The 20,919-nt window shown below is 72.8% G+C and carries 17 protein-coding genes; 7 read left to right on the top strand and 10 right to left on the bottom strand.

The window, feature by feature from the left end:
• The first annotated feature begins 3 nt into the window (after window positions 1–3).
• Window positions 4–711, top strand: coding sequence for a CDP-alcohol phosphatidyltransferase family protein (locus V7E46_RS10470; protein ID WP_333768155.1), 708 nt, complete (start codon window positions 4–6; stop codon window positions 709–711).
• Here V7E46_RS10470 and V7E46_RS10465 read toward each other — a convergent pair.
• A complete protein-coding gene (locus V7E46_RS10465; protein ID WP_329179449.1) occupies window positions 689–1,150 on the bottom strand; it encodes an adenylyltransferase/cytidyltransferase family protein in 462 nt (153 codons plus the stop codon). The genes V7E46_RS10470 and V7E46_RS10465 overlap by 23 nt on opposite strands.
• Before the next feature lie 223 nt (window positions 1,151–1,373).
• Between V7E46_RS10465 and V7E46_RS10460 the strand changes: the two genes are divergently transcribed.
• The 3 genes from V7E46_RS10460 (at window position 1,374) to V7E46_RS10450 (ending at window position 5,706) form a co-directional block, all read left to right on the top strand.
• On the top strand, window positions 1,374–2,627 hold the full coding sequence (locus V7E46_RS10460) for a glycosyltransferase (RefSeq protein ID WP_333768154.1): 1,254 nt from the start codon (window positions 1,374–1,376) through the stop codon (window positions 2,625–2,627).
• Window positions 2,624–4,312 (top strand): lipopolysaccharide biosynthesis protein, encoded by a 1,689-nt coding sequence (locus V7E46_RS10455; RefSeq protein ID WP_333768149.1) that lies wholly within the window; start codon window positions 2,624–2,626, stop codon window positions 4,310–4,312. The genes V7E46_RS10460 and V7E46_RS10455 overlap by 4 nt, the downstream gene beginning before the upstream one ends.
• Window positions 4,313–4,437: 125 nt before the next feature.
• Window positions 4,438–5,706, top strand: coding sequence for a hypothetical protein (locus V7E46_RS10450; RefSeq protein ID WP_333768153.1), 1,269 nt, complete (start codon window positions 4,438–4,440; stop codon window positions 5,704–5,706).
• On the opposite strand, the gene V7E46_RS10445 is transcribed toward V7E46_RS10450, so the two are convergent.
• Complete coding sequence (locus tag V7E46_RS10445; protein WP_333768148.1) at window positions 5,675–7,141, bottom strand: O-antigen polymerase; 1,467 nt, start codon at window positions 7,139–7,141, stop codon at window positions 5,675–5,677. The two genes, V7E46_RS10450 and V7E46_RS10445, sit on opposite strands and share 32 nt — an antisense overlap.
• A 192-nt stretch (window positions 7,142–7,333) precedes the next feature.
• On the opposite strand from V7E46_RS10445, the gene V7E46_RS10440 reads away from it, so the two are divergent.
• On the top strand, window positions 7,334–8,500 hold the full coding sequence (locus tag V7E46_RS10440) for a glycosyltransferase (protein ID WP_333768147.1): 1,167 nt from the start codon (window positions 7,334–7,336) through the stop codon (window positions 8,498–8,500).
• On the opposite strand, the gene V7E46_RS10435 is transcribed toward V7E46_RS10440, so the two are convergent.
• The 4 genes from V7E46_RS10435 to gmd all read right to left on the bottom strand — a co-directional run bounded on the left by V7E46_RS10435 (window position 8,466) and on the right by gmd (window position 13,446).
• Complete coding sequence (locus V7E46_RS10435) at window positions 8,466–9,296, bottom strand: glycosyltransferase family 2 protein (RefSeq protein WP_333768146.1); 831 nt, start codon at window positions 9,294–9,296, stop codon at window positions 8,466–8,468. The genes V7E46_RS10440 and V7E46_RS10435 overlap by 35 nt on opposite strands.
• Window positions 9,296–10,039 carry a hypothetical protein gene (locus V7E46_RS10430; protein ID WP_333768145.1) on the bottom strand — a complete coding sequence of 248 codons (744 nt, stop codon included), beginning with the start codon at window positions 10,037–10,039 and terminating at the stop codon, window positions 9,296–9,298. Before V7E46_RS10430 ends, V7E46_RS10435 begins: the two co-directional genes overlap by 1 nt.
• The gene (locus V7E46_RS10425) at window positions 10,039–12,258 is read right to left on the bottom strand and encodes a LamG-like jellyroll fold domain-containing protein (protein ID WP_333768144.1); all 2,220 of its coding nucleotides are present in this window, start codon (window positions 12,256–12,258) and stop codon (window positions 10,039–10,041) included. Before V7E46_RS10425 ends, V7E46_RS10430 begins: the two co-directional genes overlap by 1 nt.
• A 174-nt stretch (window positions 12,259–12,432) precedes the next feature.
• Window positions 12,433–13,446, bottom strand: coding sequence for a GDP-mannose 4,6-dehydratase (gene gmd, locus V7E46_RS10420; RefSeq protein WP_329179462.1), 1,014 nt, complete (start codon window positions 13,444–13,446; stop codon window positions 12,433–12,435).
• A gap of 88 nt (window positions 13,447–13,534) precedes the next feature.
• On the opposite strand from gmd, the gene V7E46_RS10415 reads away from it, so the two are divergent.
• Window positions 13,535–14,542 (top strand): GDP-L-fucose synthase family protein, encoded by a 1,008-nt coding sequence (locus tag V7E46_RS10415; protein ID WP_443054108.1) that lies wholly within the window; start codon window positions 13,535–13,537, stop codon window positions 14,540–14,542.
• On the opposite strand, the gene V7E46_RS10410 is transcribed toward V7E46_RS10415, so the two are convergent.
• Entirely contained in the window at window positions 14,539–15,897 is a 1,359-nt protein-coding gene (locus V7E46_RS10410) for a sugar transferase (RefSeq protein ID WP_333768152.1), read from the bottom strand. The two genes, V7E46_RS10415 and V7E46_RS10410, sit on opposite strands and share 4 nt — an antisense overlap.
• 488 nt (window positions 15,898–16,385) lie before the next feature.
• Between V7E46_RS10410 and V7E46_RS10405 the strand changes: the two genes are divergently transcribed.
• Window positions 16,386–17,384, top strand: coding sequence for a small ribosomal subunit Rsm22 family protein (locus V7E46_RS10405; protein ID WP_443054107.1), 999 nt, complete (start codon window positions 16,386–16,388; stop codon window positions 17,382–17,384).
• Window positions 17,385–17,648: 264 nt separating this feature from the next.
• Here the strand turns inward: V7E46_RS10405 and corA are convergent, their stop codons facing one another.
• From corA to V7E46_RS10390, 3 genes are all read right to left on the bottom strand, one after another.
• Window positions 17,649–18,764, bottom strand: coding sequence for a magnesium/cobalt transporter CorA (gene corA / locus V7E46_RS10400; protein WP_329179470.1), 1,116 nt, complete (start codon window positions 18,762–18,764; stop codon window positions 17,649–17,651).
• Window positions 18,761–20,302, bottom strand: a complete 1,542-nt coding sequence (locus tag V7E46_RS10395; protein WP_333768142.1) for a phytoene desaturase family protein — start codon at window positions 20,300–20,302, stop codon at window positions 18,761–18,763. Before V7E46_RS10395 ends, corA begins: the two co-directional genes overlap by 4 nt.
• A 327-nt stretch (window positions 20,303–20,629) precedes the next feature.
• A complete protein-coding gene (locus V7E46_RS10390) occupies window positions 20,630–20,842 on the bottom strand; it encodes a hypothetical protein (RefSeq protein WP_329179472.1) in 213 nt (70 codons plus the stop codon).
• Window positions 20,843–20,919: the final 77 nt, after the last annotated feature.

The raw sequence follows: 20,919 nt of genomic DNA, 5'->3' as shown, positions 1-20,919 counted from the left end.
CCGCTGGGCTACGCCGCCGCCCTGCGCCAGCTGCGCGGCGCCCAGAAGACCGCCAAAGGCGTATCGCTCTACTCGCGCTACGTGAACCGCCCCGCCGGGCGCGTCCTCGCGGCGGGGGCGTACCGAGCCGGGATGACGCCCAACCAGGTGACCCTGGTGAGCGCAGGGTTCAGCTACGGCGGTGTCGCCGCCCTCGCCGTGGCGGCGCCCTCATGGGGGCTGGCCGTCGCGGTCTATGCCGCGCTCGCCGTCGGCTTCGCCTTCGACTCGGCCGACGGGCAGCTCGCCCGGCTGCTCGGCGCGGGCGGGGCGGCGGGGGAGTGGCTGGACCATGTGGTGGACTGCGCGAAGATCACCGCCGTGCACGCGGCCGTGCTGATCACCTTCTACCGGCACTTCTCCCTGCCGGGCGACGGCTGGCTGCTGCTGCCGCTCGGCTTCCAGCTGGCCGCCGTCATGATCTTCTTCGGCGGCCTGCTGACCGACAAGCTCACCCCGAAGCGGCCGGCGGACCAGCGGAGCAAGGCCGCGCCCTCACGGCTGCGCGCGGTCGCCCTGCTGCCGGTCGACTACGGCGTCTTCTGCGCCGTCTTCCTGCTGCTCGGCAGCCAGGACGCCTTCCGCTGGGCCTACCTCGCGCTCTTCGCCGTGCACGCCGTCTTCCTCGCGGCCTTCCTCACCAAGTGGTTCAGAGGGCTTCGGGCGATCTGACCGGCTCGGCCAGCACGTCGAGCACCCGGCGCAACTGGGTGCTCGACGTGTGCACGGTGTAGGGGAAGTAGACGATCTCCACCCCCACCGCCGCGAAGTCGCGTTCGAGGCGCAGCCCCTTCTCGGTGCCGCGCCAGTCGTCGCCCTTGAACAGCACGTCGAACCTGACCTGCCGCCAGGTCTCCACCTTGTCCGGCACCGTCTCCACGAAGGCGGCGTCCACGAACCGCACGCTGCGCACGATCTCCAGCCGCTCCACCAGCGGCACCACGGGGCTGCGGCCCTTCGCGAGCTGCGCCATCTCGTCCGAGACCACGCCCGCCACCAGGTAGTCGCACTGGCTGCGGGCGTGCCGAAGGATGTTGAGGTGGCCGACGTGGAAGAGGTCGTAGACCCCCGGTGCGTAGCCGACCCGATGCGTACCGACCCGATGTGTCATGACACGACCCCCCAGCCGCACGAAAAACCGTACAACGCTCACCGCCGGTGCGGAGTCTCAGACGATAGCCGGGCCGTCGCGCGGTCAAGCGGCGAATTGCCAAAGTCCAACGCTTCGCAACCCCGGGCGTGATGCCCCGGTGAACGGCTAGTGTGGGCACTTGTTCGTCTCTGGGGGGAAGGAACACCACGTGGCCGATTCCGGCGCGCGCCGCCGATTGCTGCTGGTCTCCACCAACTACGCACCCGAGCATGCCGGAATCGGCCCCTACGCCACCCAGATCGCCGAGCACTGGGCGGCCGGCGGCGCCGAGGTGCACGTACTGGCCGGGATGCCGCACTATCCCGCGTGGCGGCTCGACCCGGCCTACGCGGGTGTGTGGCGTACGGAGGAGGAGCGCGCCGGGGTGCGGGTGCACCGGCGCCGCCACACGGTGCCGCCGCGGCAGACCGCGGTGCGCAGGGCGCTGTTCGAGGCGTCGGTGCTCGGGCACGGCCTGTACGCGCCGCCCGCGATGGGCAGGCCCGACGCGGTCGTCGCCCAACTGCCCAGCCTGGCCGGGGGAATCATCGGCGCCCGGCTCGCCCGCCGGCACCGGGTGCCGTACGTCCCCGTGGTGCAGGACCTGATGGGCGCGGCGGCGGCGCAGAGCGGGATTCGCGGCGGTGGCAGGGTCGCCGCCGCGGCCGGGGCGGCGGAGTCGTACGCGCTGCGCCGGGCCACCCTGGTCGGCGTGATCCACGAGACGTTCATACCGAAGGTCGCCGCGCTGGGCGTGCCCGAGGACCGTATCCGCCTGGTACCCAACTGGTCGCATGTCGCGAGCCCTTCGCGCCCACCGGAGGAGACGCGCGCCCGGCTCGGCTGGCGCCCGGGCCGCACGGTGCTGCTGCACTCGGGCAACATGGGCCTCAAGCAGGGCCTCGAAGTCCTCGTGGCGGCGGCCAGGCTGGACCCCGAACTGCAGGTCGTCCTGATGGGCGACGGCAATCAGCGCCGCGCATTGGGGGAGTTGGCCGGCACCCTGCCCAACCTCCAGTTCGCGCCGCCCGCCGACGACGCCGACTTCCCCGACATCCTCGCCGCCGCCGACGTGCTCGCGGTCACGCAGCGCGCGTCGGTGCTGGACATGAGCATCCCGTCCAAGCTCACCTCCTATTTCGCCGCCGGGCGACCGGTGCTCGCCTCGGTCGCCGCCGCCGGCGGCACCGCGCAGGAGGTCGAACGCTCGGGCGCCGGGGTCGTGGTCGCCCCGGAGGATCCGCGCGCGCTGCTGGACGCGGTGCGCGCACTGGCCGATGATCCTGACAGGGCCGACGCGCTGGGCGCGTGCGGACCGGTCTACGTACGGGAGCACCTGAGCCGTGAAGCGGGCCTCGCGCGGATCGACGCGCTGCTCGCCGAAGCGCTGGGCGAACCCCCGGCCCCCGCGGTGGTGCCCGCGGCCGGGGACGACGAGGGGGCAGAGGTCAAGTGACCGACGTAACGCGCGCGGAGCAGCCGCAGGACGAACCCGACCTGCTGCGCGACCAGTTCCGCCAGCTCATCCGCTACCGGGCGCTGCTGGTGGCCGGGTTGCTGATCGGCCTGCTCGGCGGCGCCTACCTCGCCTTCAGCGGCGCCGACACCTATACGGCGACGAGCGAGGTGCGGGTCAGGGCCGCTATCGAGGACCCCTTCGTGGCGGGGGCCACCGCCGACAAGAACATCGACATCGGCACCGAGCGGCAGAGCGCGCTCAGCAGCAGCGTCGCCGACGCGGCGGCCAGGACGGCCAACGCGCCGGTCGCGACGATGTCGCGCTGCCTGCAGATCACCAACCCGCCCAACACCCTGGTACTGCGCTTCACGTGCACGGCGAGCAGCGCGCAGCGCGCGGCGGACTGGGTGAACGCCTTCACCAAGGCCTATCTGGACGACCGCCAGGCGCAGACCAAGGCCACCGTCACGCGCATGGTGGCCAGTTACCAGTCCCAGCTGGACCCGATGGTCGCCCAGCGCAACGACCTGCTCGACCAGATCGAGCACGCCAAGAGCAGCCAGGTCGTCGGCACCCTGGTCTCCTCGCAGACCAACCTGCTCAGCCGGATCATCGAACTCAACTCCGACATCAGCGCCTTGCGCGCCCTGGACACCACCCCGGGCGTGGTCATCAAACCGGGCGTCGCGCCTTCGGCGCCCGCGGGCCCCGGGCTGCCGATGATGCTCGGCCTCGGCGCGGTCGTCGGCGTCACGCTCGGCCTGCTCGGTGCCTGGGTACGGCTGGTCTTCGACCCGACCGTACGCAGCGACAGCGAGGTGACCCGCGCGCTGGGCGCCCCGGTGCTCGGCACCCTGCCCCGGCTGCGCGGCCGGGGCGGCGCGGGCGGCGGGAACGGCGGCGGCACGAACGGCCTGCTGGCGGGCGGGCGCGGCGACGGGCGGCTCGCCGAGGAGTACCGGGCCATCGCCTTCCGGCTCACCCACGACAAGCGCTTCGCCGACCGGCGCCGGGTCCTGGTCGTCGCGCCGCGCGGCACCGGTGACACCCCCGCGGCCGTCGCGGTCAACCTCGCCGCGTCCTTCGCCGAGATGGGCATGGAGGTGCTGCTCGTCGAGGCCGACCTGCGTACCCCCGCGCTGTCCACCCGGCTGCGGACCGCGGACGGCGCCAGGCCCGGCTGGGCCAGGACGTCGGGGCCCGGCGACGGCGCGTGGCCCGCCGGGCTGCAGATCCCCATCGACGCCGGGGAGTCGGGCTCCTTCGACCTCGTACCCGGCCGCCGGGTGCGCAATGTCGCCCGCGCCCTGACCTCCGCGCCGGCCGGGCGGCTGTTCGCCGAGGCCGACGAGCCCGGCTCGGTCGTGGTCGTCCTCGCGCCGCCCGTGCTCGCGTACGCCGACGCCGTCGCGCTCGCCGACCGGGTCGACGGACTCGTCGTGGTGTGCGACCCGCGGGCCGTGCACCGCGCCGACCTGGAGCGGGTGCGCGAACTCATCGACGCGACGGGCGCCGCCGTCCTCGGCGTGGTCCTGCACTCCGCGGAGCCGGGCACCACCCGCCGCTTCGGCCTCGGCCGCAGGCCCCGGCCGGCCGCGCCGAGCGCGCATGCCGTCCGGCGTGACGGCGAACTGCCGAGGGAGACCGTCACCACCCCGCCGGAGCGGCACCCGGTCCCTTGAGCGGCCCCGCCCCGCGGCACCACACCGCGGCCGGGGCCGGCCCAGACAGCGCGCCCGACGACGACACGGGCGCGGACCCGGACGGCGGCCAGGGCGGCGCCGACACCGCGGAGAGCGCCGCGGGCATCGGCTCCAAGGCGGCCATCCTCAGCTCGGTGGCCGACCAGGGCGTGGCCGCGTTCACCAACATCATCGTGCTGGTGGTCGCCGCCCGGCTGTCCACCGCGGCCGGCTTCTCGGTGTTCTCGATGGTCTACATGATCTTCACCGTGCTGCTCGGCGTCGGCGTGTCCTACGTCGGCCAGGCGCTGGTGCTGGAACGCGGCGGCGAGCGGGTACGGGCCGCCTGCCGGTCCGCGGCCACCTTCACCGCCCTCGCCTCGACCGCGATCGGCCTCACCATGGCCGTCGGCCTGAGCCTCACGGACGGCGCGACCGCGCACGGGCTCGCGGTGCTCGGCCTCGTCCTGCCGATCGTGCTCACCCAGGACGGCCTGCGCTACTGCTTCTCCGCCCTGCGGCTGCCGCACTACGCCCTGGTCGGCGACACCGTACGGCTGCTGGTCGCGGTGCCCGCGCTGGCCGTGCAGCCGCACGGGGCCGGGCCGCAGCGGCTGGTGGCGGTATGGGGGCTGTCCGCGCTGCCCGCGCTGCTGGTGGCCGCCGCGCTGCTGTGGCCGCACGTCCGGGACGCGCCGCTGGACCTGCGCAAATTCGTCCGGCGCGGGCACCTCGGGCAGCGCTTCGTGATCGAGTTCGGCGTCGGCAACGCCACCAGCCAGCTCGCCGTGGTCGGCCTCGGACTCTTCGCCGCCCCGCTCGCGGTCGGCGCCCTGCGCGGCGCCACCACCCTCTTCGGCCCGATGAACGTGCTGTTCAACTCCGCCACCGCCTTCGGGCCGCCGCTGCTCAACCGGGTGAGCGGCGCAGACGGCAAGGTCCGCGCCACCGCGGTGCTGGCCGTCGCGCTGGCCTGGGTCGCCGCGGTCTGGACGGTCGTCCTGCTGCTGCTGCCCGACCACGTGGGGCGCCAGCTGCTCGGCGACACCTGGGCGGCGTCCTCAGGGCTGCTCGCCGCCTCCGGCAGCCAGTACGCGGGCATCGCGCTGGGCACCAGCGCCCTGCTCACCCTGCGGGTGCTCCAGCCGAAGGCGACCCTGCCGATCCAGGTGGTCTTCTCCCTCGCCTCGGTCGTCCTCATGCTCGCCGGCTACCGCGTCGACGGGGTCTACGGCGCCGCCTGGGGCCTGTGCCTGGGCTCCGCGCTCAAGGCCGCCGCCCTGTGGCTGCGGATCTCCGCGCTCAGGCGCCGCGCGGCGCCCGCCGCCTCGCAGCAGACCCAGGACGGCACGGGCGACGCGGTCATCGCAGGATCTTCCGCCGGTCCTCGCTGAACGTCGTGACCAGCGCCAGGCATACGGCCGCGATGCCGATCCGGCCCGACGCCTGGAGCAGCGGGCCGCGCAGCAGGATGAACGAGTACCCGCACACCAGGGGGATCACCACCGCCATCAGAGTACCGGGCCGCCCGTCCTCCACCGTCCGCTGCGCGTAGCGCCGGTCGCCGCGCGCGCACAGATAGCCCAGCGCCAGGAAGCCGGCGCCCATCCCCACCGGGCCGAAGTCCAGCCACAGTTCGGCCCACAGCGGCGACGACAGGTTGGTGTTGGTCATGCCCATCCACCGGCCGACCTGCACCCCGGAGTCCAGCGGCTTGCCGTGCCACACCGAGCGCGGCACGAAGAAGAAGACGTCGGCGGCCAGCTGCCGCCCGTGCGCGTGCCCGACGCCGGAGTGCACGAAGGTCAGGGTGTTCGCGAACATCCCGATCTGGTCGTAGTCCTTGATGGTCAGCGGTTCGAGCACCGACGTGGTCTGCACCGGGTGGTAGCCGCCGGAGTCGTAGCGGAAGCGGTCGAGGAACGGGAACAGCAGCAGCGCCGCGACCACCCCGGTCACCAGCGCCGCGCGATACATCACCGGGCTCCTGGGGAAAGCGGTGAACAGCAGCGAGAACACGACCGTCAGGAACCAGTAACGCGGGTTCGAGATCGGGTTGTTGACGATCGCGTTGATCACCACGAGGCCGCCGAGCGCGCCGATCGCCAGCGGGGTGCGCCGGGGCACCCGGGAGGTGATCATCCAGCGCACCAGGAACAGCAGCGCGAGCAGCGCGGGTACGGTGCCGAAGCCGCGGACGAAGGCCGAGCCGACATGGCTGTCGCCGCCGGACAGGCCGCTGGACTGCACGGACTCGCTGATCGCCTGCCGGCTGGTGAAGAAGACGGCGATACCGCCGAGTTTGACGATCGAGACCGCGCTGCCGAGGTAGGCGACCGCGATCAGCAGCCAGAGCCTGCGGCGGGAGACCTGGGCGGACGGGCGCGCCCGCCGCACCCGGGCCGCCGGGCGGTGCCGGGCCAGCAGGGCGCCGACGTCGAAGGCGGCGCAGCCGAGCAGGACCAGGGTGATCGCGGTCGTGGTGTCGGACCTCGGCCCGACCACCGGGGTCGGGACCTGCCCGAGCACCTCCTGCGCGAGGGGGGCGACGCCCATGGCGACGTAGACGAACAGCCAGAACGCGCCCTGGATCAGCCGGCGCCGCCGGGCCAGCACCATCGCGGCGAGCCGGCCGCCGGCGTAGACGGTCAGCGTCAGTTGCAGCCAGTACGCCGAGTCGTGGACGCCCTCGCCGGTCTGGGCGATCACATAGCCCGGGAGGAAGCCGATGAGCGCGACGACGAGCGGTACGGCCAGCGCGCGGGACAGTGCCGCGCGCGGCACGGACGCCGCCGTCCCGCCGACCCGCGCACCCGTACTCAGCGCCATCCGCCCACCCCCGGCCGTGAGTCTATGGCCGCCCGCCCCGCGGCCGCGGCCGCTCTCGCACTTCCGCGGCGGCTGACGACAGCGCTGACGACAGCGCTGACGACAAAACGGCCGAAGGGCCGCGCGGCGGGGCGTACCCGGTTAGGCTGCTCTGGCGGGTGCCCGGCGGGCACCCGGGGGAGAGGGGGAGACATGCGGGTCCTGCATGTCGTGACACTGCACACGCCCACGAACGACTTCGGCGGTCCGACCCGGGTCGCGCTGAATCTGTCCAAAGGCCTGCGCGGCAAAGGCGTGGACGCCCGCATCGCCACGCTGGGCGACAAATTCACCGGCCCCCTGCCCACGGAAGTCGAAGGCGTGCCGTCGTTCGTGCACCAGGCCCGCCACGTGCTGCCCGCGTTCGAGGTCAGCGGCATCACCTCGCCCGCGCTGCTCGGCAGGGCCCGCCGCATGGTCAAAGGCGCCGACGTGGTCCACGTCCACCTCATGCGCGACCTGATCACGCTGCCCTTCGCCCTGATCGCGCTGGACGCCGGAGTCCCCCTCGTGGTGCAGACGCACGGGATGATCGACCCGACGGAGAAGCTGTTCGCGAAGGCCGTCGACCTGCTCGGCATGAAGCGGGTGCTGCGCCGCGCCGACGCGATCCTGCACCTGACGCGGATGGAGCGCGACGGCGTCCAGGCGGTCGTGCCCGGCACCCCGCTGCGGACCTTCCACCGGCTGGTCAACGGCGTGACACCGCAGGACCACCGCCCGCCGCGCGGCGACCGCCCGCCGACGGTGCTCTATCTGGCCCGGGTGCAGAAGCGCAAGCGGCCCGAGGACTTCGTGCGTGCCATGCCGACCGTCCTCGCCCGGTATCCCGACGCCCGCTTCGTGCTGGCGGGACCCGACACCGGTGATCTGACCGGCCCGATGCGGAAGTTGGCGGCCGACCTCGGCGTCGCCGGGTCGCTGGAGTGCCCGGGCGCGCTCGGCCACGACGAGGTGCTGGCCCGGCTGCGGGCGGCCGACGTGTACGTACTGCCGTCGGTGGTCGAGCCGTTCGCCGTGTCGATCCTGGAGGCGATGTCGGTCGGGCTGCCGGTGGTGGTGACCCGCACCGGCGGGCTGTCGCCCGACGTCGAGGCGGCCGGGGCGGGCCGGATCACCGACAGCGCGCCGGACGCGGACAACGGCCCGCTGGTCGGCCGGGCGATCCTGGAACTGCTGGACCCGGCCGCCAACGAACAGGCCTCGCGGGCCGCCCGGCAGCTCATCCACGACCGCTTCTCGATCGACGCGGTCGTGGACGAACTGCTGGAGGTCTACGCCGGGGTCATGGCGTCCGGGGGCGCTGTTCGCGGGTCTTGAGCCCGATCTGCCAGCGGTAGAAGCTCATGGCCAGCGCGTAGTCGAGGCCCGCCCTGCCGTCCAGGAAGCCGCGCTTGTAGACGTAGGCGTAGCCGAAGGACACCAGCGGCTTGAACGGCACCTTGTGGAAGAGCTGCCCCTGCCGGGTCTTGACCTTTCTGATCGACTCCTTGACCTGCGGGTTGAGTTCGAGCCACGCCTCCCAGTCGGAGTAGCGGTTGTGCCGCTCGAACCAGGTGCGCACCGGATCCAGGTCCTCGTGCTCGATGGGGGAGCGCAGCCGCGCGGCTGATTCGGCCACCGGCTGGTAGTGGCCCTCCTGTTCGCCCATGCCCGGCGCCGCGAGGTCGCCGACCTCCGGGAAGCGGCAGCGGGTGCGGTCCATCAGCGCGCGCTTGACGATGGTGTAGCCGTGCCGCAGCCGCCGGCCGGCGAACCAGTAGCCCAGCGGGATGTCGAAGGCCGCGACCGACGGCGGCCCCGCGGCGAAGGCGGCCCGCAGTTCGCCGAGCAGTTCCGGGCTCGGTGTCTCGTCGCCGTCGAGGAAGAGAAGCCACGGGATCTCCGGGTGGACGTGGTCCAGGCACCACTGCTTCTTCTTCGGATAGCGCCCGTCCCAGGCGTAGTCGACGGTCTCCGCGCCGAGTCCGGCGGCGATCTTGCAGGTGTCGTCGGTGCTGTGCGAGTCCACCACGACGACGGCCTGGACGTGGCCGATCACCGAGGAGACCGTACGGGCGATGTTCTCGGCCTCGTTCTTGGTCGGTATCGCCACGACGAGCGGCAGCTTGTCCATCAGGTCCCTCCTGCGGCCAGCCAGGCGTAGCACCCGCTGGACGTGATGCCGCGCGCGGCGGCCGGTACGGTCAGCCGGGCCGCGCCGCCCGACGTCAAGGTGGCGCCGTTCGCGCCGGTCACCCGCCAGTTGCAGGACGGCGACGGGTGCGGCGCCCGGTAGCGGCCGGGCGTGACCGACGTGCCGGGCGCTGACGTGGCGGCGACGGTGAAGGTCCCGTCGCCGAAGCCGCGCCGGGCCGCGTCGATGACGGGCTGCTGGTCGGGGCACAGGGCGCTGACGGCCGCGGACGCGCCGGACATGCTGATGTCGCCGGTGATGATCGCGCTCGCCGCCGCGGCCTTGTCGACCTGCGAGGTACGGGTCAGCCGGTCGCAGATCTCCTGGCCGCCCTCCAGGATCGCCACGGGGTCGGTGCCCCGCGGCACCCGGCCGGACAGATAGGTCTTCTGCTGTTTGGTGAAGCTGCCGCCGCCGGGCGGGGTGAGCTGGGGGCCGGGCACCTTGGGGGCGTCGGCCGCCGACCCGGGTGCCTCGGTCGCGGGCGCGGTGCCGGGCGGGCCTGCGGAGGCACCGGCGGGCGTCGTCGCGGGGGCGCCGGCGGAGACCGTGACGGCTGCGGTCGGCCGCTCGGCGGCCTTGTCCGCCGGGTCGCCGCCGCCGGAGCCGCAGCCGGTGAGCAGCAGCGCTGCCGCCGCCGTCACGAGGACGGCGGCGGCAGCGGTCGCGCGGTCGGTCCGCATCACCCGGCGGTCCCGAGGGCGTAGTGGTTCGCGATCTGCGCCGGGGTGAGCACCGCCGGGTAGACGGCGGTCTCGTCGATCGAACCGGCGAAGTACGAACTCGTCGGCGACGAGGGCCAGCCGCCCAGGCTGTCGTAGCCGACGTGCCAGTAGCCGTCGAAGCTCTGGCTGGTGGTGACCGTGGGGTCCAGCGCCCGCAGTACACCGTCGACGTACAGCTTCATGCCGTCGGCGCCCTGGGTGGCGACCGCCAGGTGCCAGTCGCCGTCGTTGTAGGACGTCGGGGTGGTGACCGTCCGGGTGGCGCCGGTGTAGACGCCGAAGACCAGCCGGCCGTTGTCGGCCATGTAGATGTGCTTGTCGTAATTGCCGCTGGGGTGGGTGGAGTTGTTGCCGAAGCCGATCAGCTTGCCGCCCGTCGTGGTGTCCGTCCTGAACCACGTCTCGATGCTGTACTGCGTGGGCGTCGGGTGCAGCCGGTCGCTGTAGGTCCACTGCGTCGAGCCGTTGAAGGTGTACGCCTTGGAGCCAGGCACCGCCCCCGGTGTCACGCCGTGCACCGGGCCGCCGACGCTGATCCCGCTGTCGTCGCCGGTCGAGGAGTCCGCGTTGTACGACCCCGAGGCCGCGTCGTAGCGCCAGTAGAGGGAGGCCCCGTCGGCGAGCACCTGGGTCGGGTACGCCTCCGCCGCCGCCGGTACGGTCGCCGCCGCGTTGGGCGACTGCGCGCTGGTGTTGGTGCCGTCGCTCGCCGAGACCCGGTAGGTGTACTTCACGCCCGGGGTGACATTGGTGTCGGTGTACGTGAGCTGCGGCCGGATCCACGGCAGCGAGCTGCCGGTGACGGTGTAGACCGGGGTGGTGCCGCCGTTGCGGTAGACCCGGTAGGTCAGCAGGCCGTCGTCGGTGTCGGTGCTGGACTGCCAGCTGACCTTCACCGAGCCGGGGCCGATGCTGGTCACCGACGTCTGCGGCAGGGTCGGCGCCCCGGTGTCGGGGCCGCTGGCGAAGCGGGTCAGACCCTGCTGGGCCGCGCCGTTGACGGTGGTGAACTCGCCGCCCACCCACAGGTAGTCGGTGCCGCCCGAGGATGCGAGCGCCATCACGCGCGGGCCGATCTTCTCGCCGATGCCGTCGTTGGTGTCGGGGAACCACGCCAGCAGACGCGGGTCGTCCACCGACTCGGCCAGCAGGTGCTTGCGCACCGAGTCGGGGTATTCGCCCATGCTGGAGCAGTCGTGGGCGTGGCTGCCGCTGTAGAGGACCGTCTGGTAGACCGTCAGCGTCTGGGTGGCGCCCAGGCAGTTGTCCCGCCACACCTGGTTGAAGTCGGTGAGGCTGAAACGGATCCGGCCGTCGAAGACCCCGCCGCCGGTGCCCTCGTTGGCGGTGTAGAAGCTGTTGCTCGCCGCGTCCACCACGATGTCCTTGGTCACCGAGGTCGCGTCGATGAAGCCGGTCGGGTACGCCTTGACCAGCGCGCCGGTCGAGGCGTCGACCACCGCGAGGGAGTGCGAGTCGACCCCGTCCACGGTGTTGAAGTCGCCGCCCAGGATGGCGTTCTGGCCGTCCGGGGTGAGCGCCAGCGCCCGGCCCGGGTTGTCGGCGGTCGGCGCCCAGGGCAGCAGCGCGCCCGCGCTGCTGACCGCCGCGTAGCGGCCCCGGGACTGGCTGTTGACCGTGGTGACGTCACCGCCGAAGTAGACGGTGCCGGCGGTGGCCTCGATGGTCCGCACGGTGCCCGCCACCGCCGGGTGGAAGGTGCCGCTGACCGTGCAGGTGTCCAGGTCGATCGCGGCGAGGCTGCTCACCCCGACCCCGTTGACCTGGCCGAAGAAGCCGCCCGCGTAGAGGGTGTGGCCGTCGGGCGAGACGGCCAGCGCGCGTACCGTCGCGTTGTTCGAGCCGACGGTGAAATTCAGCTGGCAGCCCGCCGGTTGCCCGGTCGCCGCGTCGAAGGCGGCGAAATTCGCCACCGCCGTCTCGCCGGTCCCGGCCGCGGACCCGGCCGGCCGGATCGCGGAGAAGGTCCCCGCGGTGTAGACGATGCCGTTCGCCTGGGCCATCGCCCAGACCACGCCGTTGGTCTGATACGTGCCCAGGTTGTCGGCGGTGAGCCCGACCGGTGCTTGGAGCGCGGTCGCCGATGGTGACGACACCGCCCCCAGCGTCGCTGCCGCCAGTATCGCGGCAGCAGGTATTGCCAGCCGTTTACGCATGAGTTGCCCCCCAGAACCCTGATGTGCAGCGGCCAGGAACGGCCGTTGTGGTGGACCGCAGAGTAGGGGCTTCCGCTTGCCGAGGTCTCGCTTTTTGCCGAAACCGGTGAAGTACGGTGAAGTCGTCCGACATCACGGCATCTGTCGGACGCGGCGCCGGGAGCGCCCGGCAGCTCATCTGTCGATCCGGATCGTGGCGCCCGCCAACTGGTCGGCGACCTGCCGGATATCGGCCTCGACCATGATTCCGGCCAGGTCGGCGACCCGCACCTTGGGCTCCCAGCCGAGCAGGTCGCGGGCCTTGCTCGCGTCGCCGATCAGCGCGTCCACCTCGGTGGGGCGCTCGTACTTCGGGTCGTGGCGGACATAGCGCGTCCAGTCCAGGTCCGCGTGCCCGAAGGCCACCTCGACGAACTGCCGTACGGTGGCGGCCTCGCCGGTCGCCACCACGTAGTCCTCCGGTTCGTCGCGCTGGAGCATCCGCCACATGGCGTCCACGTACTCGGGCGCGTAGCCCCAGTCGCGGACCGCGTCCAGATTTCCCAGATACAGCCGGTCCTGCAGCCCCGCCTTGATCCTGGCCACCGCCCTGGTGATCTTCCGGGTCACGAAGGTCTCGCCGCGGCGCGGCGACTCGTGGTTGAACAGGATGCCGTTGACGGCGTACATCCCGTACGCCTCACGGTAGTTGACCGTAGACCAGTAGCCGAAGACCTTCGCGCAACCGTACGGGCTGCGCGGGTGGAAAGGGGTGTGCTCGCTCTGCGGCGGCGGCGCGGAGCCGAACATCTCCGAGGACGAGGCCTGGTAGATCCGCGCCTCGGTACCGCTGGCGCGCACCGCTTCCAGCAGCCGCAGGGTGGACAGCCCGGTCACGTCGCCGGTGTACAGCGGCGCGTCGAAGGACACCCGGACATGTGACTGGGCGCCGAGGTTGTAGATCTCGTCGGGCCGCAGGTCGCGCAGCAGGTTGACCAGGGCGACCCCGTCGGTGAGGTCGGCGTGGTGCAGCACGAAGGACCGGTTCTCCGCCTGCGGGTCCTGGTAGATGTGGTCGATGCGCTCGGTGTTGAACGACGACGAGCGGCGCACGAGGCCGTGCACGGTGTACCCCTTGTCCAGCAGCAGTTCGGCGAGATAGGAGCCGTCCTGCCCGGTCACGCCGGTGATGAGCGCGGTCTTGCCCATGCGTTTCCCCCAAGTGGTCGCGGTTCAGGTCCGCATGAATACGGAATTAACGTCCGAACAGCCGAAGTGCGCTGACACAATGCTGTTCATGACAGAACTACTGCCGGATGGCGCGCGGATCTTCGTCGCGGGCCACCGCGGCCTCGTCGGCTCGGCGGTGGTCCGCCGCCTCACCGCCGAGGGCCATCACGTACTGGCCCGCACCCGGGCCGAACTCGACCTGCGCGACGCGGCGGCCACCGCCGCCTGGCTGGACGAGACCCGCCCGGACGCGGTGGTGCTGGCCGCCGCCAGGGTCGGGGGGATCATGGCCAACTCGACCTACCCCGTGCAGTTCCTGGAGGACAACCTGCGGATCCAGCTGAGCGTCATCGCCGGCGCCCACGCGGCCGGGGTGCGGCGGCTGCTGTTCCTCGGCTCGTCGTGCATCTACCCGAAGTTCGCCCCGCAGCCGATCCGCGAGGACGCGCTGCTGACCGGCCCGCTGGAACCGACCAACGAGGCGTACGCGCTGGCGAAGATCGCCGGGATCGTCCAGGTGCAGTCCTACCGCCGGCAGTACGGCGCCGCGTACATCTCGGCGATGCCGACCAACCTCTACGGCCCCGGCGACAACTTCGACCTGGCGACCTCGCACGTCCTGCCCGCGCTGATCCGCCGCTTCCACGAGGCCGAACGGGACGGGGCGCCCGAGCTGACGCTGTGGGGCAGCGGCACCCCGCGCCGCGAATTCCTGCACGTGGACGACCTCGCCGCCGCCTGCACACTGCTGCTGCGCGACTACGACGCCGACGAGCCGGTCAACGTCGGCTGCGGCGAGGACCTGACCATCCGCGAACTCGCCGAAACCGTCAGGGACGTTGTCGGCTACCGCGGCCGGATCGGCTGGGACACCGGCAAGCCCGACGGCACCCCGCGCAAACTGCTCGACATCTCCCGGCTGTCGGCGCTCGGCTGGCAGCCGCGGATCACCCTGCGCGACGGCATCGCCGCCGTCTACGGGCAGTGGCGGGCGCAGGCCGGGGCCGAAGGTTCGGCCCCGGCCACCGGGTCTGAGCCGGACCCGGGCGCGGACGAGACGGTGGTCGCGCACTAGTACGCCCCGCGGCCGTCGAGCACGGCCCGCAGGGTGCGGGACATGACCTCCAGGTCGCCGGCCAGCGACCAGTTGTCCACATAGCGCAGGTCGAGCGCCAGCGTCTCGTCCCATGACAGGTCCGAGCGCCCGCTGACCTGCCACAGGCCGGTGATGCCCGGCTTGACCGCGAGCCGCCGCAGCGCCACCTCGTCGTACCGGTCGACCTCCTCCGGCAGCGGCGGGCGCGGGCCGACCAGTGACATCTCGCCGCGCAGCACATTGACCAGCTGCGGCAGTTCGTCCAGCGAGCAGCGCCGCAGCAGCCGGCCCACCGCGGTCACCCGCGGGTCCCGGCGCATCTTGAACATCAGCCCGTCGTGCTCGTTCGCGCCCGTACGCTCCAACTCCGCCTTGCGGGCCTCCGCGTCCGCCACCATCGTGCGGAACTTCCACATGGTGAACGGCGTACGGTGCTGGCCGCAGCGCACCTGCCGGTGGAAGGCGGGACCCGGCGAGGTGATCCTTATCGTCGCCGCCACCACACAGAACAGCGGCGCCAGCAGCAGCAGTCCGAACGCCGCGCCGATCCTGTCGAACGCCGCTTTCAGGCCGACCTGCACCCCGCGGGTGACCGGCGGCGCGATGTGCAGCACCACCAGCCCGGCGGGCGCGTCGAGGCTGACCCGGCGCACCTGGACATCGACCAGGCCCGGCAGCAGCGCCACCGGCAGCCCCTCGTCGTGCAGGCACCACGACAGCCGGCGCAGCCGCTCGGCCGACAGCCGCGCCCCTGGCGCCACCAGCACCATTTCCGCGCTGTGCTCACGGGCCGCCCGCAGGACGACCACCGCGTCGTCCCGCGGCCCGGCCGGGTCCAGGACGCCGAGCCGTTCGGTCACCGGCGCCCCGCACTCCAGCTTCGCGCCGCCGACCGGGACCACTCCGACGACCACGTACGCGTGCTCGGTCCTGGCCGCCAGATGCCCCACCACGTGGTCGGCGGCGCCCGGTTCGCCGATCACCAGCACCCGGCGCACCGCCTGCGCCTCACGGCGGGCGGCGATCAACCGGTGATAGGTGACCTTGCGGCAGACCGCCGTCAGCAGCGGCGCCCAGACCAGCCCGGCGAGCGCGAACGACGCCGGGACGGTCTCGCCGAACGCCGTCCGCAGCACCGCCAGCACACCGAGCAGGACCAGCCAGTCGCCGAGCACCGGCCTGCTGCCGCGGCTCTCGCCGAGCGCGCCCGCCGCATAGCGCCGCCGCGCCGCCCGCACCGCGGGCCACGCCACGGCGGCGGCCAGCCCGCACAGCAGCGGGTGCGGCTGCGCGCCCGCGTGCAGTACCACCGCGGTGGGCACACCCGCGCCCACCGCGTCGGCGGCCAGCGCGACCGGCAGGAACCAGTCGGCCTTGTGGCCGTAGGCGCGCTGCCCGCCGTGCCGTCCCGCCGTACTCCGCCCGGCCCGCCGCGTACGCCGCTCGGCATACGTCAGCGGCAGGGGCGCGTCGAGCGCTCCTGCGGCCGGGCCCTGAGGTCCCTGTGCTCCGAATCCGGGCGGATGTGTGCTTCGACCTGTTCTCCGCTCACCTGCTACGGGTATCACTGGTATGGCCGACTGTGCTTCGACACGCCGCATGTACCCCCCTGGCACCTCGCGACCTTCGACGCCCTTCCACTTCCCCAAGTGGCGGCATTCCGTGGTACCAGCGAACGCTAGGCCAACGAGCCATCCTTCCGCTGTGGTTTACGTATATTCGAGCCGATGTTATGACCGAGTTAACGTCGCTATGGCGCACGGATGACCACACAGTGTAAGGCCGCCGTTACCACTGTGAAAGCCCACTACAGTTGGGGCTTGTGCCTACCGTGCCCCTCCCCGCCGATCTGCGCGCGGCTCTCGCCGACGAACTGCAGTCCACCGCCCCGAGCAGAGCGTCCGCACACGTCGACCGGCTGATCGAGAACTATCGCGGCGCGACCCCTACAGCGGCCCCGATCCTGCGCGACGCGGCGGATGTCGCCGCCTATGCCGCATACCGCATGCCGGCCACGTATGCCGCGGTCCGGGCGGCACTCGGCGCATTCCGCTTGCAGTCCGGCGACTGGACCCCGCGCACACACCTCGACCTCGGCGGCGGGACCGGGGCGGCCACCTGGGCGGTGGCCGACGCCTGGCGGGACGCCGCGCACCACAGCACCGTGCTCGACTGGTCGCAGCCCGCGCTGACCCTCGGCGCCACCCTGGCGAAGGCCGCGGACTCCGCGGCAGTACGCGACGCCGAGTGGACCAGGCAGCCGCTCGGCGCCGCCGCCCCGCTGCCGCGGACCGATCTGGTCACCGTCTCCTACGTGCTCGGCGAACTCACCGCCGCCGCCAGGGAGTCCCTGGTCACCGCCGCCGCCGAGGCCGCGGGGGGCGCGGTCGTCGTGGTCGAGCCCGGCACCCCCGAGGGGTACGCGCGCGTCATCGACGCGCGCGACCGCCTCATCGCCGCCGGGCTGCACGTCCTCGCGCCCTGCCCGCACGACGGGCGCTGCCCGGTCACCGGCGACGACTGGTGCCACTTCGCGGCGCGGGTGCAGCGCACCGCGCTGCACCGGCAGGTCAAGGGGGCGGTACTGCCCTACGAGGACGAGAAGTTCAGCTACGTGGCCGCCGCACGCTTTCCGGCGGCCCCGGCGGGGGCGCGGGTGGTCAGGCACCCGCAGATCCGCAAGGGGCTGGTCCTGCTGGACCTCTGCCGGGTGCCGGCGGCGCTGGAGCGTACGGCGGTGAGCAAGCGGCACGGTTCCACGTACCGTGCCGCGCGCGACACCGACTGGGGTAACGCCTGGCCCCCGGCTGACCCCGCGTAACGTCTCCCGCTGGTGCGGGGCGGGGGCGCTTGCCGCGTAAGGCGGCGCCTTACAGGGGCGCGGGGAACTGCGCGGCTGCCGTCGACGGGGTGCACGTCGCCACCGGCCGAAAGAGGCCGTTCGGTTCGCTCCGGACCACCGGCCGGTGGGTGGTCGTTCGCACAGGTGCCCGCGCCCCTGAGGGGTACCCCCTTGCGGAAGGGGTACCCCAGAACCCCCGTGCCCTGGGGAGGGGCGCGCCCTCCTCGGGCAGAGGGGCCGTCGTCAGAGCCAGCCGTAGCGGCGGAAGGCGCGGTAGACGAGGGCGGACAGGGTGGCTGTGACGCCCAGCATCAGGGGGTAGCCGAACGACCACCGCAGCTCCGGCATGTGGTCGAAGTTCATCCCGTAGAAGCCGGCGATCATCGTCGGGATCGCCAGAATCGCCGCGGCGGCACTGATCCGCCGCATGTCCACGTTCTGCTGCACGGCGAGCTGGCTGAGATTCGCCGCCAGCAGCCCGTCCACCAGTTCGCTGTACGCCAGCAGCCGTTCCTTGACGTGCGACAGGTGGTCGGACACGTCACGGAAGTAGCGCCGCATCTCCGCGCCGATCAGCCCGTCCGCGCCCTCGGTCAGCCGGTCCAGGGGGCGGGCCATCGGGTAGACGGCGTGCTTGAACTCGATCAGCTCCCGCTTGAGCTGGTAGATCCGTTCGGCGTCGTCGCCATGGGCGGCGGAGAAGACGTCGGCCTCCAGGGTGTCCACGTCGAGTTCGACCGCGTCCGCGACGTCGAGGTAGTCGTCGGTGACCTGGTCGGTGATCGCGTGCAGCACGGCCGCGGGGCCGTGCCTGAGCATGTCGGGGCGGGCCTCCAGCGCCTTGCGCACCCGGGAGAGGCCCGGTGCGCTGCCGTGCCGCACCACGACCACGAAGTCGGGCCCCAGGAAGATCATCAGCTCGCCGGTGTCCACGACCTCGCTCGTCGCGGTGAGCCGCTCGTGCTCCACGAAGACGATCGTCTTGAGCACCAGGAAGAGCGTGTCGCCGTACCGCTCCAGTTTCGGCCGCTGATGCGCCTGCACCGCGTCCTCGACCGCCAGCGGGTGCAGCCCGAAGACCTCGGCGATCTCCGCCAGGTGCTCGGCCTCCGGCTGGTGCAGTCCGATCCACGCGAAGCCGCCGCGCTTGCGCGCCTCGTCCAGCGCCTGCTGCGGCGGCAGCGACGCCGCCCGGCAGCCGTCCTCGTAGACCGCGCAGTCCACCACCACGTCTGCGGTGCAGCGCCGCTGCTCGGGCACACCCTCCGCGCCGCCCTCCAGGGTGTGCCACCGGCCGCCGCGCCGCCACTGGCGGCCGATCGCGCGCCGGGCTACCGCCGTGGTCCTGTGCTGCTTCATCGTGCCTTCTCCAGTACCGCCATCGCCGCGTTGTGCCCAGGGACACCGCTGACCCCGCCGCCGCGGACCGCGCCGGCGCCGCACACGTAGACGTTGGCATAAGGGGTGCCGACGCCCCACCTCCCCATGGCGTCCGCCGCGCCCTCCTCCGCGTAGGGCCACGACAGGTCGCGGTGGAAGATGTGCCCGCCGGGCAGCCCCACCTCGCGCTCCAGGTCCAGCGGCGACTTCGCCTCGATGCACGGCCGGCCGTCCGCGTCCAGGGCCAGGCAGTCCGCCAGCGGCTCGGCGAGCACCGCGTCCAGTTGCGCCAGGGTGGCCCGCAGCAGCGCGTCCTTCGTGCCCGCCGGGTCGGCCGCGAAGAGCCGCGCGGGTGCGTGCAGCCCGAACAGCGTCAGCGTGTGCGTGCCCTGCCCGGCGAGTTCGGGGGACAGGATCGACGGGTCGGTCAGGCTGTGGCAGTAGATCTCCGACGGCGGCGCGTCCGGCACCCGCCCGGCCGCGGCCTGCTCGTACGCCGTCTGGAGCGCGCTGTAGCCCTCGGCGATGTGGAAGGTCCCGGCGAAGGCCTCGCGCGGGTCGACCGAGGTGTCCCGCAGCCGCGGCAGCCGGCGCAGCAGCATGTTCACCTTGAGCTGGGCGCCCTCGGGCGCGGGCACCGGCCGCTGCTCGCCGAGCAGGCCCGCCAGGGTGTACGGGGAGGCGTTCACCAGGACGTCCCGCGCCTCGACGGTACGGCCGTCCGCGAAGGTCAGCGCCGCGCGTACGCCGTCGGCCTCGATCGCGGTGACCTCGGTGCCGGTGACGATCTCCGCGCCGGCCGCGCGTGCGGCGGCGGCCAGCGCGTCGGTGAACGCGCCCATGCCGCCCACCGGCACGTCCCAGTCGCCGGTGCCGCCGCCGATCACGTGGTAGAGGAAGCAGCGGTTCTGCCGCAGCGACGGGTCGTGAGCGTGGGTGAACGTGCCGATCAGGGCGTCCGTCAGCACGATGCCGCGCACGGTGTCGTCGGTGAAGGCCGCTTCGACGGCCTCGCCGAGCGGCCGCTCGAACAGCGCGGACCAGGTGTCCGGGTCGCCGACCCTGCGCTCCAGCTCGGCCCGGCTGGGCAGCGGCCCGGTGAGCGTCGGGAAAACGGCTTCCGCCACCCGGCGCGTCATCGCGTAGAAGCGCTCCCAGGCCTCGTACTCCCGGTCGCCCCCGGTCAGCCGCGCGAAACCCGCACGGGTCCTGGCCGCGTCCTGCGCGTCGACCAGCAGCCCGGTGCCGCCGTACGGGGTGTACGAGGAGATCCGGCGGCGCCGGACCGCGAAGTCCAGGCCGAGGTCGTCCACGATTTTCCTGGGCAGGAGGCTGACCAGGTACGAATACCGGGAGAGGCGGGCGTCCAGCCCGTTGAACGCCCGGCTCGACACCGCGGCGCCGCCGACCGCGCCGAGCCGCTCCACCACCAGGACGCGGCGCCCTGCCCGGGCCAGGTAAGCCGCTGCCACGAGTCCGTTGTGCCCGCCGCCCACGACGACTGCGTCATACGCCATCCCCGCACTTTAGGCGCTGCTTTCTCCCCGGGGTGCCCTCTACGGCAGAGGGTGCCCCCTCAGGGGCGCGGAGAACTGCGCGCCCGGCCGCCACCGGCCGGTGGTCCGGACGCGACAGCAACAGCCCCTTTGCCGGTGGCGACGTGCCGCTGGTCGACGGCTGTTCGCGCGGTTCCCCGCGCCCCCGGGGTGGTGCGGTCCGTCGTCACGCGACGCTGATGGTGGGTTGCGCGCGCAGTTCCCCGCGCCCCCGGGGGGCACCCTCTGCGGCGGAGGGCAGGCACGCACCCACCGCGGGCGGGGGCGGTAGGACCGCGGCCCGCATGTTCAGGACTTGTCGTCCCACCGGGGATCCGTGTCCCATTCGAGATTGCGCTCAGCGGCCCGCTGCATCGCGTGTTCCGCCTCCGCCCGGGACGGGTACGGGCCGAAGCGGTTCTTGGACGGGCAGTCCGGGCCCTCCTCGGCCCGCTTGTGCTCGATGCAGTAGAACCACTCGCCCGGCTTGCCGGCCGGCTTCTTCTCGCGGAAGAGTGCCATCTGTCTCTCCTGTCCTGGCCCCGGGCGGAGCCCCATGCGGCCAGCCTGCCCGATCGTGCGCGGATACACTCGTCGGC

It is taken from the genome of Streptomyces sp. IBSBF 2435 (assembly GCF_036815005.1).
Lineage (GTDB): Bacteria > Actinomycetota > Actinomycetes > Streptomycetales > Streptomycetaceae > Actinacidiphila.
The sequence above is the reverse complement of the archived record's forward strand: the minus strand, read 5'-3'. Positions and strand labels throughout refer to the sequence as shown.